A 14,214-nucleotide genomic window follows, 5' to 3' on the forward strand; every position below is an offset into this window, starting at 1 on the left:
TGGAGTGTGAATAAGATAAATTACTTATTTTTGCCTCCTATTCGGGTGAATCGTCTTTCACCTATACAATTAATTTAGAATGAAAAAGGCAATACTCTGTTTAATAATACAAATATGTACATTTTCGTTGTGTGCACAGATTAATACGGATCGAGTGTTAGCAATCGGGCGAAACGCATTATATTTTGAAGATTATGTTTTATCTATACAGTATTTTAATCAGGTAATTAAGGCAAAACCCTGGTTGGCTGAACCCTATTTTTATCGTGCTGTAGCAAAGATCAATTTGGATGATTATAAAGGAGCAGAAGAAGATTGTTCTTTATGTCTTCAGCGCAATCCGTTTTTAGTTCAGGCATATTATGCACGTGGAATCGCCCGCCAAAGTCAGGAAAAGTATGATGAAGCAATTGCAGACTATCAGAAAGGGCTTGAGTTTAAACGTGAAGATCGGCAGATGCTCGTGAATGAAGCGGTTGCGTATATACAAAAGAAGGACTATGATGGGGCGGAAAAGGTGTTTAAAGTATTGATGGAAGCTCATCCGAAGTATTCCATGAATTATCTTACCCGTGGAGCAATGTATCTTGAAAAAGGAGATAGCGTAAAAGCTTTGGCCGATTATAACAAAGCAATAGAGATGGACCCGTACTATGCTCCTGCTTATGGAAATCGAGCAATATTATATTATCAGACAAATGATCTGAAAAAAGCCTTGACTGATTTGAATGAAGCTATTCGTTTGGACACTCGTGAAGGAGGCTATTATATTAACCGTGGCCTTGTGCGTTATCAGTTGAATGATTTGCGTGGAGCTATGGCCGATTACGATCAAGTTATCAGTATGGATAAACGTAACCTGATAGCTCGATTTAACCGGGGTTTATTACGTTTTCAGGTTGGAGATAATAATCGCGCTATTGAAGACTTCGATGTTGTTATAGAAGAAGAACCGGATAACTACATGGCTTATTATAACCGGGCTTTATTGCGTGTGGAAACAGGCGATTATGCCGGAGCTGTTAATGATTTTGATTTTGTTATAAGGCAATATCCTAACTTCTTGCCGGGATATTATAATCGTGCGGAAGCAAAACGCAAGATGCGTGATTTTGCTGGTGCCGATCGTGATAACTGGACGGCTTACGAGTTGGAACAAAAAATGAAGAAAGAACGGGAAGAAGGCAAAACCGGCACGGCAACAGCAGATGCATCTTCCAATTCTAAGACGAATAGTAACAATGGCGGAAAGAAGGAAAATACACGTGAGCAGTCTGATAAGAATATTGATAAATTCAATCGTCTTGTTGTTTACGATAAAGAACAAGAGCGTAAGAGTAAATATCAGAGCGAAGTGCGTGGCCGTGTACAGGATCGGAATGTCCGTGTAGATTTGGAGCCGCAGTTTGTGTTGACATATTATGAGAAACCCGATCCAGTTAAAAAGCTAGTCTATTATGATAAAAAACTGGAAGAATTTAACAAAAAAATGATTTTGCAGCGTAAACTTCGTTTAACTAATGAAGAAGCAGCTCTAAATGAAGATCAGATCGCCCAGCATTTTGCGTCGATAGATGAATATTCGGCTAAGATCGCTCAGAATCCAATAGACCCTAATGCTTTTTTGGGGCGAGCCTTGGATTTTATGTTGGTACAGGACTTTACAGAAGCAATTAAAGATTATGATAAAGTTGTTGAATTGGATCCTTCTTTCGCGATGGCTTATTTTAACCGGGCTGTAGTACGTTATAAACAACTGGACTATAACCAATCGCAGTCTGCTTCATCGGATGATGATTTTTCGACAATGAGTATGAGTTTTAATGTGGGGAAAAAAACGCAGCTTCAAAATAATAACACGGATGCATCGACAGCCATGTTGAAAGATAATAAACGGGCTTATGAGCATGAGATGATAATGCGTGATTATGACATGGTAATTAAGTTGAATCCGGAATTTGTATATGCTTACTTTAACCGGGGCAATTTGCGTTGTGTCCAACGTGATTTCCGTGCAGCTATTCAGGATTATACTGAAGCGATTCAAAGAGATCCTGAATTTGCCGAGGCTTATTTTAACCGTGGGCTTGCCCGTTTGTCGTTAGGAGACGCTAATCGGGGTGTTGCTGATTTGAGTAAGGCGGGAGAGCTCGGAATCATTAATGCATACAGTATAATTAAACGTATGATGAGCAATAATTAAAAAAAGAATACTACCTTTGCAGATTAGTAAAAGAATTTTAGTAAACAGATTATGATAAAGATTACATTTCCGGATAATTCTGTAAAAGAATATGCCGAAGGAACGACTGCAATGCAGATAGCAGAAAGCATCAGTCCTCGTCTGGCTCAGGATGTTCTGGCTGCAGGTGTAAACGGTGAAATATGGGATTTAAACCGCCCCATTTCTCAAGACGCCTCAGTTAAGCTTTTCAAGTGGGAAGACGAAGAAGGTAAACATGCATTCTGGCATTCCAGTGCACACTTGATGGCAGAAGCATTACAGGAATTGTATCCGGGCATTAAATTCGGTATAGGACCGGCTATCGAAAATGGATTCTACTATGATGTAGATCCGGGTGAAGCAGTTATTAAAGAAGGCGATTTTCCTGCTATCGAAGCAAAAATGCAGGAGTTGGTTGCCAGAAAAGAAGAAATCAAACGTCAGGACATTTCCAAGGCGGATGCTTTGAAAATGTTTGGTGATAGGGGCGAAGAGTATAAAACGGAACTTATCAGTGAATTGGAAGATGGTAGGATTACAACCTATACACAAGGTGCATTCACTGATTTGTGTCGTGGTCCGCACTTGCCGAATACATCTTATTTGAAAGCTGTTAAGATTCTGAGTGTTGCCGGTGCATATTGGCGTGGTGATGAGAAGCGTAAACAGCTGGTTCGTTTGTATGGTATTACTTTCCCAAAGAAAAAAATGTTGGATGAATATCTGGCATTGATGGAAGAAGCCAAGAAACGGGATCATCGTAAAATCGGTAAAGAACTGGAATTGTTTACTTTCTCTACAGCAGTAGGAGCAGGGCTTCCGTTATGGTTGCCACGTGGTACGCAATTGCGTTTGAAATTGGAAGATTTCCTGAAACGTATTCAAAAGAAATATGGTTACCAACAAGTAATGACTCCACATATCGGAGGAAAACAACTTTATGTAACTTCAGGCCATTATGCCAAGTACGGCAAAGATTCTTTCCAGCCGATACATACTCCGCAAGAAGGTGAAGAGTTCTTGTTAAAACCGATGAACTGCCCTCATCATTGTGAAATTTATAAATCATTCCCGCGCTCATATAAAGACCTGCCTTTGCGTTTTGCAGAGTTTGGTACGGTTTATCGTTATGAACAAAGTGGCGAATTGCATGGTTTAACCAGGGTACGTGGTTTTACGCAAGATGATGCTCACTTGTTCTGCCGTCCTGATCAGTTAAAAGATGAATTCCTGAAAGTAATGGATATTATTTTCATTATTTTTAAAGCGTTGGATTTCGAAAATTTTGAAGCTCAGATTTCTTTGCGGGATAAAGTAAATCGTGAGAAATATATCGGTTCCGAAGAAAATTGGGAAAAAGCAGAGACTGCTATTATCGAAGCATGTCAGGAAAAAGGCTTGAAAGCAAAGATAGAGTATGGTGAGGCTGCTTTCTATGGTCCGAAATTGGATTTTATGGTGAAAGATGCTATTGGCCGTCGTTGGCAGTTGGGTACAATTCAGGTTGATTATAATTTACCGGAACGTTTCGAATTGGAATACACCGGTGAAGACAATAAGAAGCATCGTCCGGTAATGATTCATCGTGCACCATTTGGATCAATGGAACGTTTTGTGGCTGTATTGATCGAACATACAGGTGGAAAGTTCCCGTTGTGGCTTACTCCTGATCAGGTATGTATTATGCCTATCAGTGAAAAATTCAATGAGTATGCATGGAGTATTGCCCGTCAGCTGGAAGAACAAGATATTCGTGTTCTTGTAGATGATAGAAACGAAAAAATAGGTCGTAAAATTCGTGATAATGAATTGAAGCGAATTCCTTACATGCTTATCGTCGGAGAGAAGGAAGCGGAAAATAATGAAGTTTCTGTAAGAAAACAAGGCGAAGGTGATAAAGGTTCGATGAAAATTACTACCTTTGCAGCGCTTTTAAATGGCGAGGTAGAGGATATGATGAATCGCTGGCAAAAAAAGTAAAGATTAAATAACTAATAACGAGGAGAATAAATCATTTTTGAATGAAGAATGACAATCAGAAAGAACAGTATAGAATTAACGAACGTATTCGTGTTCGTGAAGTTCGTTTAGTAGGTGATAATGTAGAACAGGGAGTATATCCAACATCTCAGGCTCTAAAGATGGCTGAAGACCAAGGATTAGACCTGGTTGAAATTTCACCAAATGCTGCGCCCCCCGTTTGTAGAGTGATTGATTATCAGAAATTCCTCTATCAACAGAAAAAACGTCAGAAAGAGCAGAAAGCTAAGTCTGTTAAGGTCGTTGTAAAGGAGATTCGTTTCGGACCTCAGACTGACGATCATGATTATAACTTTAAATTGAAACATGCTAAAGGTTTCTTGGAAGAAGGCTCAAAGGTGAAGGCGTATGTGTTCTTTAAAGGCCGTTCTATTCTTTTTAAGGAGCAAGGAGAAGTATTGTTACTTCGTTTTGCAAACGATTTGGAAGAGTATGGAAAAGTGGAGCAATTGCCTGTGTTGGAAGGAAAGCGAATGATTATCATGCTTACTCCAAAGAAGGCTGCAAATAGTGTCCCGTCTCCTAAAAAGGTGGAGATATCTAAGCCGGTAGTTAAGAAAGTTGTAGTATCTCCTAAACCGCAGACTGATTCTGCCAGCGGTAAAGAAGAAAAAGAAGATTAATAATCTGCCGATTAAAGGCAGTCAAGTTTAATAATTAAATATAATTGGAAAATGCCTAAGATGAAGACTAATTCCGGTGCCAAAAAGAGGTTCGCCCTTACCGGATCAGGTAAAATCAAAAGAAAACACGCTTTTAAGAGTCACATTCTGACAAAGAAGACTACGAAGCAGAAGAGAAATCTTACTCACACAGGTTTAGTAGCTAGTGTAGATGTAAGCAATGTTAAGCAATTGCTTGGCTTGAAGTAATCTTTTTAATTAAGCGAGTTTTAAACGATTTTTATTAACCGAATGCATTTAGCAAATTAAGATCATCTGAAAAGGATGACGCTAACATTCAAAACAGATTAGAATTATGCCTAGATCAGTAAATCATGTTGCTTCAAGAGCAAAAAGAAAACGGATTTTAAAACTTACCCGTGGTTATTATGGTGCACGCAAGAACGTTTGGACTGTAGCTAAAAACACATGGGAAAAAGGTTTGACTTATGCTTTCCGTGACCGTCGTAACAAAAAACGTAATTTCCGCGCATTGTGGATTCAACGTATTAATGCTGCAGCACGTTTGGAAGGTTTGTCTTACTCTCGTTTAATGGGAGCTTTGCATGCTGCCGGCATCGAGATGAACCGTAAGGTTTTGGCCGACTTAGCCATGAACCATCCTGAAGCTTTCAAAGCTATCGTAGCAAAAGTAAAGTAAATTTATGCTATACATGAATGAAAAGGTCTTTCGGAAGAAAGGCCTTTTTTTATTTTATGGAGAATAAAAACATACTTTTTTCAAGGAAAATGTTTGGAATTATCAATCCTATTACATATCTTTGTGAAAAGAAAGATGAGTTAAGCCGCACTTGTTCGATTGGGAAACTCATCAGTTTATTCAATTCCGAGACATAGCTCTTGTTGCTAATGGCGGGCCGCGCCCTTCGGGGTATGCTTAGCACGGCGGATTACAAAGGTGACAAAGCACTCAAATCCTGTCATACGGAGTTTGTTCATATCTACGGTGCGGCTTTTTCAATACGGAAGGGAAAATCTCAAATGAGGTTTTCCCTTTTTTATTGGATATGAACTCGCATTACGGCATCCATAACAGAATTGGACAATAAAATAGGAAACGATTTGAGCTTTTCTTGTTTGCAAAGTTCTTTATTTTGCATTATCCTTCTATTTTTGTAAAAGTATGCATTTGTATAATACCTGCAAAACATTCGTTTCTTGTATTTCCGGAAGTATAAAGGCGGCCTCCTTTAGCGACTTTTTAGTATCTGTATCTTGGGGAAGATAACTAATCTTCGTATATTTACCCGCCAAGAAAGAAACACTTAAATAATAACCGATTCTATGCAACTGCCAAAACAGTCATTTAAACATGTTGCTCTTTGTATGGTCGCTTCGGCGTTCCTCATGGGAGCTTGTACACCCAAACAAACCATGCGGGTAAACCTTATTCCCAAACCTGCCGAAATGGTAGTTGGCACTGGCTATTTCCAAGCCGATACCAACCTGCTGATGGGAGAGGGGCAATCCGGTACTATCCGGTATATCCTCCATGAAAATTTTGATGGTGGAAATCCCGAAGCCTACCGGCTCAAAGTCACTTCGAAAGGAATTGAAGCGGAAGCGGCTACCGACGCCGGCTTGTTTTATGCCAAACAGACGCTTCGTCAGTTAGGCACCCCCGAAGGTATTCCTTATGTCGATATCTATGACACTCCTCGTTTTCCTTACCGTGGGTTGCATCTAGACGTGTCTCGCCATTTCTTCCCCAAAGAGGAGGTATTTAAGCTACTTGATGCTATGGCTTACTATAAACTGAATACTCTTCATTTCCATCTTACCGATGCTGGAGGTTGGCGTTTTCAAAGCGATAAATACCCTAAACTGACTACCAAAGGAGCTTTCCGTACAGAATCCGACTGGCAGAAATGGTGGGACGGCAAAGACCGCCAATACCTTCCTGAGGGCACTCCCGGTGCTTATGGAGGATATTATACCAAAGAGGATATCAGGCAAATGGTAGCCTACGCTACCGAACGCCACATTAACATTATCCCCGAAATCGAATTCCCGGGCCATTCGGATGAAGTGTTGTTTGCCTATCCGGAATTGTCCTGCTCAGGCAAGCCCTATCAGAACGGCGATTTCTGTATTGGCAACCCAAAGAGCTTTGCCTTTATGGAAGATATACTGACGGAAGTAACAGACCTTTTCCCCTCCGAATACATCCATATCGGAGGTGATGAAGCCGGGAAAGGCGCCTGGAAGAAGTGCCCTAAATGTCAAGCTTTGATGGCCAGAGAAGGCATGAAAAGCGTAGACGAACTGCAAAGCTATATGATACACCGCGCCGAAGAGTTCTTGATTTCTAAAGGCCGTAAACTGATAGGCTGGGACGAGATACTTGAAGGCGGTCTGGCGCCGGAAGCAACCGTGATGTCGTGGCGCGGCGAAAACGGAGGTATTAAAGCTGCCCGCATGGGACACGATGTGATTATGACTCCCGGAGGTTATATGTATTTTGATTTTTATCAGGCCGATCCTAAAACACAGCCGTATGCAATTGGCGGTTATACGCCGGTTAAGCATGTATATGGCTATAACCCTGTTCCCGTTGATTCATTGACTGCGGAAGAGAGCAAACATATTATAGGCGTGCAAGCTAATACGTGGACTGAGTATATCCAGACAACCGATCATTTAGAATATATGATGTTTCCCCGTGCTCTTGCGCTGGCCGAAATTGCCTGGACACCGCAAGACTTGCGTAGCTGGGAAGACTTTAAGCCTCGTATGAATGCCAATATTCCGGTATTGCAAAAGATGGGTATAAATACTTTTACCTTGTCGGACGAAATAGAAACTGTGATGAAAGTAGACACAGTAAAGAAGCTGATAGAAGTTGTGCTTGATGCCGAGAAATATCCGGCCGAGATCCGCTATACAACCGATGGATCTGTACCTACAGCTTCTTCAACATTATATAAAGGAGCTATTGTTGTGAAAGACTCCGCTTATATCAAAGCTGCCATTTTCCGTGACGGCAAATTGCAGGGAACGCCTACTGAAAAGAAAGTAGACTATCACCGGAGCATCAACAAACCTATACATTATAACAGTAAACTCTATAGCGGATATATGGCCGGCGGAATGAATGCCCTGCTGGATGGCTATCGTGGCGGTCTTACCTATTTGGACGGACGTTGGCAAGGGTATCTGAATGACCTCGACTGCGTGGTGGATATGGAAGAAGAAACAGATATACATAAAGTTTCTATTCGTTTTATGCAACTGATTGGCCCAGGCGTCTTTCAACCGGGTGAAGTGGAACTGTTAACTTCCGAAGATGGCGAAAACTTCATATCCCGGGGAGTTGTTCCTACAACGATATCCAATACGGATAAAGATCTTTCTTTCCAGGAATATACGTTCTCCGGCGATTGGAAAGCCCGGTATATCCGCCTGAAAGCAACAGAAGTAAACAACGGTTTCATCTTTGCAGACGAGATAGTAATCTGGTAGATCGGAGGAAGACTTTCTACTTACGCATGGGAAGTCTTTTTACTTATAACTCGGTAATAATACTAAAATTAATAGATAAATGAAGAAGCAATTAATGACCTTTCTCTTGTGTGGCGGCCTTATGGCATCGGCACAACAACCGGTAGATTATGTGAATCCTTTCATAGGGACGAGCAATTACGGGACAACTAATCCCGGCGCTATATGCCCGCAAGGAATGATGAGCGTTGTTCCTTTTAATGTAATGGGTTCCGCAACGAATAAGTTCGACAAAGATGCCCAATGGTGGTCTACGCCGTATACGTCGGACAACAACTTCTTTACCGGTTATTCTCATGTAAACCTTAGTGGTGTAGGGTGCCCGGATTTGGGCAGTTTGCTTTTGATGCCTACAAGCGGCGAACTTAATGTAGATTATAAAGAATACGGCAGCCAGTATAAAGATGAAACGGCTCATCCCGGCTACTATAGCAATACGCTGACTAAATATGGAATCAAGACCGAGGCCACAGCAAGCATGCGTACCGGACTTAGCCGCTTTACTTTTCCGAAAGGGCAGGGCAATATCCTGATGAATCTGGGTGAAGGCCTGACAAACGAATCGGGAGCAACCGTTCGCATCGTGAACGATACAGAGATAGAAGGAAGCAAATTACTGGGAACTTTCTGCTATAATCCGCAAGCCGTGTTTCCTATCTATTTTGTAATGAAGGTGAGCAAAGCTCCCAAGCAAATGGGGTATTGGAAGAAACAACGCGAGATGAAAGGCGTAGAGGCCGAATGGGATGCCTATTCCGGCAAATATAAACTGTATACCAAGTATACCCGCGAAATGAGTGGCGACGATGTTGGCGTCTGGTTTACTTATGATACAGACGAAAACGAAGTTATAGAGGTGAAAGTCGGCGTTTCTTTCGTCAGCATCGAGAATGCCCGTCTGAATATGAATACGGAGCAACCCAACTTCGAATTCGATAAAGTACGTGCAGCAGCCAGCGCGATGTGGAACAACGATCTTTCGCGGGTGAAGGTAGAAGGAGGCACAAATGACGAGAAAGCAATCTTTTATACCGGCATGTATCATCTGCTGATCCATCCGAACATTATTCAGGATGTGAACGGAGAATATCCGATGATGGAAAGCCTGAAAGTTGGCCATACAACAGGCAACCGTTATACAGTTTACTCTTTATGGGACACCTATCGCAATGTCAGCACGTTGATGACACTACTTTACCCCGAACGTCAGCTCGATATAATCCGTACCATGATCGATATGTACAAGGAAAGCGGCTGGTTGCCCAAATGGGAGCTTTACGGACGGGAGACACTCACCATGGAAGGTGATCCTTCCATACCTTATATCGTAGATGCATGGATGCGCGGTTTACGCGATTTCGACGTGGAAACAGCTTACGAAGCTATGCGCAAAGGAGCAACTACTCCGGGCGAATTTAACCTGCTCCGTCCGGATGCAAACGATTATTTCAGCAAAGGCTATGTGCCACTGCGCGAACAATACGACAACTCAGTCTCCCATGCTTTAGAATATTATATTGCCGATTGGAACCTGGCCAACTTTGCCGGAGCTTTGGGCAAGAAAGAAGATGCCAAGCTATTCCGCGACCGCTCTTTGGGCTATAAACACTATTATAGTAAAGAGTTCGGCACGCTTCGCCCTATTTTGCCGGACGGGACGTTCTATTCCCCTTTCGATCCGAAGCAAGGCGAGAACTTTGAACCAAGTCCGGGCTTCCATGAAGGCAATTCATGGAACTACACCTTCTATGTGCCGCACGATATTAAAGGGTTGGCAAAGTTGATGGGCGGTGATAAGAAGTTTGTAGACAAACTTCAGATGGTGTTCGATAAAGGGTATTATGATCCGGCCAATGAACCCGATATTGCATATCCTTATCTGTTCAGCTACTTTAAAGGCGAGGCCTGGCGTACGCAGAAGATTGTCCGTCAATTGTTGAAAGACTCCTATCATAATGCGCCGAATGGTGTGCCGGGCAACGAGGATACGGGAACGATGTCTGCCTGGGCTATTTTCTCCATGATGGGATTCTATCCGGCCTGCCCCGGAGATGTGAACTATGTAGTAACTTCGCCAACGTTTGACAAGATAACGATCCAACTGGATAAGAAGTTCTATCCCAAAGGCCGGTTGGTAATAGAGTCTGTACACAATAAGCCGGAAGATATTTATATCAAGGACGTATATGCCGGTGATAAGAAACTGAGAGGTTATACCATTTCACAGGAAGAACTTGTAAATGCAGGCGTACTTAAATATATTCTGGAAGATACACATAAGTAATTAAGAAGAGGCTGTCAAAAGCCGGAATTAAGGAACGCAGACCCTATTGATTTTATTAATAATCAATAGGGTCTGCGTTCTTCTGCGTGTTCTACATCCGGTAATACAAATCCGGGGGGGGGAGGGGCATCTCTTTCAACCAAAAGCGTCGGCTGCCCACTGCCGGCTGCAGGAATCATTGACACTCCCCTGATTGAAGCATCCCCCTACTTAGGGAGATTATTTCCCCCTAGCTAGGGAGATTGTTTCCCCTTACCTAGGGAGATTGTTTCTCCCTACCTAGGGGGATGGTTCAACCAGGGAAGGGCGGGAAGCCGAATGAGGCTAAGACAAAGAGGGTGTACAGGCGGCGGTATATCCGGGCTTGGGAAAGTCTGGGCTTATTAGAACCACTTGATCTTTCTGAATATGAAGAATGCTGTAGCAGATAGAAAAATGGAGCATAAAACAATGAGAATAAACCCGTGTGGCATGTCTTCCATATAAATTGGAACATTCATACCATAAAAGCTGGCAATTAACGTAGGCACCATCAGGATAATGGATAAAGACGTCATGCGTTTCATAATTGTATTCACATTATTGGATATAATAGAGGCAAAGGCATCCATCGTACCGGTAAGAATGTCGCTGTATATGTTTACTGTCAGGTGAGCCTGCTTCAACTCGGTTTCTACATCCTCTACTAATTCTTTGTCCATATAAATCGGGTCCTGGAAAATACTTTGCAGTTTGGTAAGCATCACTTCGTTGCCGCGGATAGAGGTATTAAAGAAAACCATACTCTTTTCCAACTTCATCAGCGTAAGCAAATCTTCATTGCGGATGCTTTTCTCTAATGCCTTCTCTGCCTGCGAAACGGCATAATTTATTTGTTTCAGGTATTTCAGATACCAAACGGCAGACGAATGAATAAGACGTAATATCAAATCATATTTATGCCGTACTACCACTTCCTTGCGGCGTGTGTACCGGATAAAGTCAGAGATCAGTTCTGTTTTATAATAGCAAACCGTTACTATAATTTCATTATTTGTGATGATTCCGATAGGTACGGTAGTAAAAAGAATCCCTTGCTCTTTGCTTTGTACCGGAATACGCAGGATCGTAAGCAACCATTTTCCCTCATATTCAATGCGGGCACGCTCGTCGGTGTCGGCAATGTCGCTAAGAAAAGATTCGGGAACCTGGAATTCGTTAATAAGATATCGGATATCGTCCGTAGTGGGGCATTCTACATTAACCCAGCAGTTAGGAAGCCATTGCTTTTTTTCTACAAAGCCGGCTTCACAATAAAGAAAACTTCTCATTATTGCCTCCTTTCATCATTGTTGAGTGCAGAGGATAATGAGGTGGTATATCCTCCGCGCTACATTAATTTGTACTTGTCTGTCTGTTCTCGCGGAATACTGTCGTCCATAATTGATAATTACTTTTTACGGTCGCAAAGATAGTCTTTTTTCTGTATACTTTGGCAAAAAATGTTACCTTTGATTCCCCAATTAAGTAATGAACAATGGCAGAAGGAACCAAGAATACAGGAAGAGGAAGACAGAAGACAGTGGTAGTGCCCGATATGGGACGTTTGCAACCACAGGCTCGCGAACTGGAAGAAGCTGTGCTGGGGGCATTGATGCTCGAGAAAGACGCATATTCAATAGTAAGTGAAATATTGAAGCCAGAGTGTTTTTACGAAAAGTCGCATGAGAAGATTTATTCTGCTATTGTAGACCTGGCTATCAGCCAACGTCCGGTAGATATGCTGACTGTGACCGAGCAGTTGAAACGCAGAGGCGAGCTGGAAGAAGTGGGAGGACCTTTTTATATTTCCCAGCTAACCAGTAAAGTGGCCAGTAGCGCCCATATAGAATACCATGCCCGCATTATTGCCCAGAAATATCTGGCACGCGAACTGATTTCTTTCACAGCTATGGTTCAGGGCAAAGCATTTGACGAAACCATTGACGTAGACGATCTGATGCAGGAAGCCGAAGGCAAACTGTTCGAAATATCCCAACGTAATGTAAAGAAAGACGTTACCCAGATCAATCCCGTAATCAAGGATGCAATGGAGATGTTGCAGAAAGCAGCCAACCAGAAGGAAGGCTTGAGCGGTCTGCGAACCGGTTTCGAAGGGCTTGACAAGATTACTTCGGGTTGGCAGAATTCCGACCTTATCATTATAGCCGCCCGTCCTGCGATGGGTAAGACTGCGTTTGTGCTTTCTATGGCTAAGAATATGGCGGTTAACTTCAATACTCCGGTAGCTTTGTTTTCGCTTGAAATGAGCAATGTGCAGTTGGTGAACCGTTTGATTGTGAACGTATGTGAGATTCCGGGCGAAAAGATTAAGAGCGGACGCCTGGAGAGCTACGAATGGGAGCAGCTGGACTTTAAAATCAAGGAACTTTATGATGCGCCTATTTATGTGGATGATACGCCCAGTTTGTCAGTCTTTGAATTGCGTACCAAAGCGCGCCGTCTGGTGCGCGAACATGGCATCAAATGTATTATTATTGACTACCTGCAGTTGATGAATGCCAGCGGTATGAACTTCGGTAGCCGTGAACAGGAAGTAAGTACCATTTCGCGATCTCTGAAAGGCCTGGCTAAGGAGTTGAATATTCCTATTATTGCCCTGTCACAGTTGAACCGTGGTGTTGAAAGCCGCCAAGGAGTAGAAGGGAAGCGCCCCCAGTTGGCCGATTTGCGTGAATCAGGTGCAATTGAGCAGGATGCCGATATGGTTTGCTTTATTCATCGTCCCGAATATTATAAGATTACAGAAGATGAACGTGGAAACTCATTGATAGGCCTTGCCGAAATCATCATTGCCAAACACCGTAACGGTGCAACAGGAGATGTGAGACTCCGGTTCAAAAACGAGTTTGCCAAGTTTATGAACATAGAAGAAGACATCCCGATCCGCGAGTTCTCTTCTAATATGAACAGTGCGCCGGAACCTTTGCCTCCTATACCTCCGGCAGGTGCCGATTTCCTGAATCAGGGAAGCAGCAACGAGGTACCGTTTTAGCGGATAAAATACATTATGGCGATAGGCAGTCTTTCCTCCTTGCAGGTTTATACGGGAGAAATTATATCTTTAGGTGTGGCGGCTTCGTGGACAATAACCGCATTATGTTTTGAGTATGCCGGAAAGCGGATAGGGGCGTTGCCACTTAATATAATCCGCTTGCCGGAATGGTGGTTACCCTGTTTGGTATCGGTCTTTCCATTGTGGGCCGGGGTGGTGGCGGGCCCGAAAAATGGCATTTTACACTTCTTGCCAAAGGCATCTTATTTGGCATAGGTGCCGGAGTAGGGCAGGGCGTAGGCTTGGCGTTCAGTAAATTAGGAATGTCCTGTTATATGGAAAGTGCCGATCCTGCCAATACAGTCGTTGTACAAATGATTCCATTTGCCTCTACGTTGATACGTGCCATAGTGGGAGTGAGCGGCTTTTTGATCGTAATGCTGTCTAT

General features: G+C 42.7%; 10 protein-coding genes. 9 read left to right on the forward strand and 1 reads right to left on the reverse strand.

The genetic code is table 11. The features are described 5' to 3' along the window. Positions 1 to 79 precede the first annotated feature (79 nt). The 7 genes from C4S38_RS06745 to C4S38_RS06780 all read left to right on the forward strand — a co-directional run bounded on the left by C4S38_RS06745 (position 80) and on the right by C4S38_RS06780 (position 10,732). Positions 80 to 2,203, forward strand: coding sequence for a tetratricopeptide repeat protein (locus C4S38_RS06745; RefSeq protein ID WP_103983085.1), 2,124 nt, complete (start codon positions 80 to 82; stop codon positions 2,201 to 2,203). 51 nt (positions 2,204 to 2,254) lie between these two features. After that, positions 2,255 to 4,204: a threonine--tRNA ligase gene (gene thrS, locus C4S38_RS06750; protein WP_103983086.1), complete on the forward strand. Its 1,950-nt coding sequence runs from the start codon at positions 2,255 to 2,257 to the stop codon at positions 4,202 to 4,204. 41 nt (positions 4,205 to 4,245) lie between these two features. Further along, complete coding sequence (gene infC, locus C4S38_RS06755) at positions 4,246 to 4,887, forward strand: translation initiation factor IF-3 (protein WP_103983087.1); 642 nt, start codon at positions 4,246 to 4,248, stop codon at positions 4,885 to 4,887. 51 nt (positions 4,888 to 4,938) lie between these two features. Continuing rightward, entirely contained in the window at positions 4,939 to 5,136 is a 198-nt protein-coding gene (rpmI, locus tag C4S38_RS06760) for a 50S ribosomal protein L35 (protein WP_103983088.1), read from the forward strand. A 106-nt stretch (positions 5,137 to 5,242) separates the two neighbouring features. Next, complete coding sequence (rplT, locus tag C4S38_RS06765) at positions 5,243 to 5,587, forward strand: 50S ribosomal protein L20 (protein WP_099462899.1); 345 nt, start codon at positions 5,243 to 5,245, stop codon at positions 5,585 to 5,587. 644 nt (positions 5,588 to 6,231) lie between these two features. Next, on the forward strand, positions 6,232 to 8,409 hold the full coding sequence (locus C4S38_RS06775; RefSeq protein WP_103983089.1) for a glycoside hydrolase family 20 protein: 2,178 nt from the start codon (positions 6,232 to 6,234) through the stop codon (positions 8,407 to 8,409). A gap of 79 nt (positions 8,410 to 8,488) precedes the next feature. Beyond that, complete coding sequence (locus tag C4S38_RS06780; RefSeq protein ID WP_103983090.1) at positions 8,489 to 10,732, forward strand: GH92 family glycosyl hydrolase; 2,244 nt, start codon at positions 8,489 to 8,491, stop codon at positions 10,730 to 10,732. 383 nt (positions 10,733 to 11,115) lie between these two features. Here C4S38_RS06780 and C4S38_RS06785 read toward each other — a convergent pair whose 3' ends face one another. Then, complete coding sequence (locus C4S38_RS06785; protein WP_099462896.1) at positions 11,116 to 12,042, reverse strand: magnesium transporter CorA family protein; 927 nt, start codon at positions 12,040 to 12,042, stop codon at positions 11,116 to 11,118. 206 nt (positions 12,043 to 12,248) lie between these two features. Here C4S38_RS06785 and dnaB point away from each other — a divergent pair, with 206 nt between their 5' ends. Further along, positions 12,249 to 13,766 (forward strand): replicative DNA helicase, encoded by a 1,518-nt coding sequence (dnaB, locus tag C4S38_RS06790; protein WP_103983091.1) that lies wholly within the window; start codon positions 12,249 to 12,251, stop codon positions 13,764 to 13,766. A 15-nt stretch (positions 13,767 to 13,781) separates the two neighbouring features. Next, positions 13,782 to 14,042, forward strand: coding sequence for a hypothetical protein (locus C4S38_RS16025; protein WP_233202054.1), 261 nt, complete (start codon positions 13,782 to 13,784; stop codon positions 14,040 to 14,042). Positions 14,043 to 14,214 lie beyond the last annotated feature (172 nt).

This window comes from Parabacteroides chinchillae (assembly GCF_900108035.1).
Classification (GTDB): Bacteria; Bacteroidota; Bacteroidia; order Bacteroidales; family Tannerellaceae; genus Parabacteroides; species Parabacteroides chinchillae.

Coding starts and splice junctions, on each gene's coding strand:
- C4S38_RS06745 (WP_103983085.1), top strand. CDS start 80: ATGAAAAAGGCAATACTCTGTTTAATAATACAAATATGTACATTTTCG.
- thrS (WP_103983086.1), top strand. CDS start 2,255: ATGATAAAGATTACATTTCCGGATAATTCTGTAAAAGAATATGCCGAA.
- infC (WP_103983087.1), top strand. CDS start 4,246: ATGAAGAATGACAATCAGAAAGAACAGTATAGAATTAACGAACGTATT.
- rpmI (WP_103983088.1), top strand. CDS start 4,939: ATGCCTAAGATGAAGACTAATTCCGGTGCCAAAAAGAGGTTCGCCCTT.
- rplT (WP_099462899.1), top strand. CDS start 5,243: ATGCCTAGATCAGTAAATCATGTTGCTTCAAGAGCAAAAAGAAAACGG.
- C4S38_RS06775 (WP_103983089.1), top strand. CDS start 6,232: ATGCAACTGCCAAAACAGTCATTTAAACATGTTGCTCTTTGTATGGTC.
- C4S38_RS06780 (WP_103983090.1), top strand. CDS start 8,489: ATGAAGAAGCAATTAATGACCTTTCTCTTGTGTGGCGGCCTTATGGCA.
- C4S38_RS06785 (WP_099462896.1), bottom strand. CDS start 12,042: ATGAGAAGTTTTCTTTATTGTGAAGCCGGCTTTGTAGAAAAAAAGCAA.
- dnaB (WP_103983091.1), top strand. CDS start 12,249: ATGGCAGAAGGAACCAAGAATACAGGAAGAGGAAGACAGAAGACAGTG.
- C4S38_RS16025 (WP_233202054.1), top strand. CDS start 13,782: ATGGCGATAGGCAGTCTTTCCTCCTTGCAGGTTTATACGGGAGAAATT.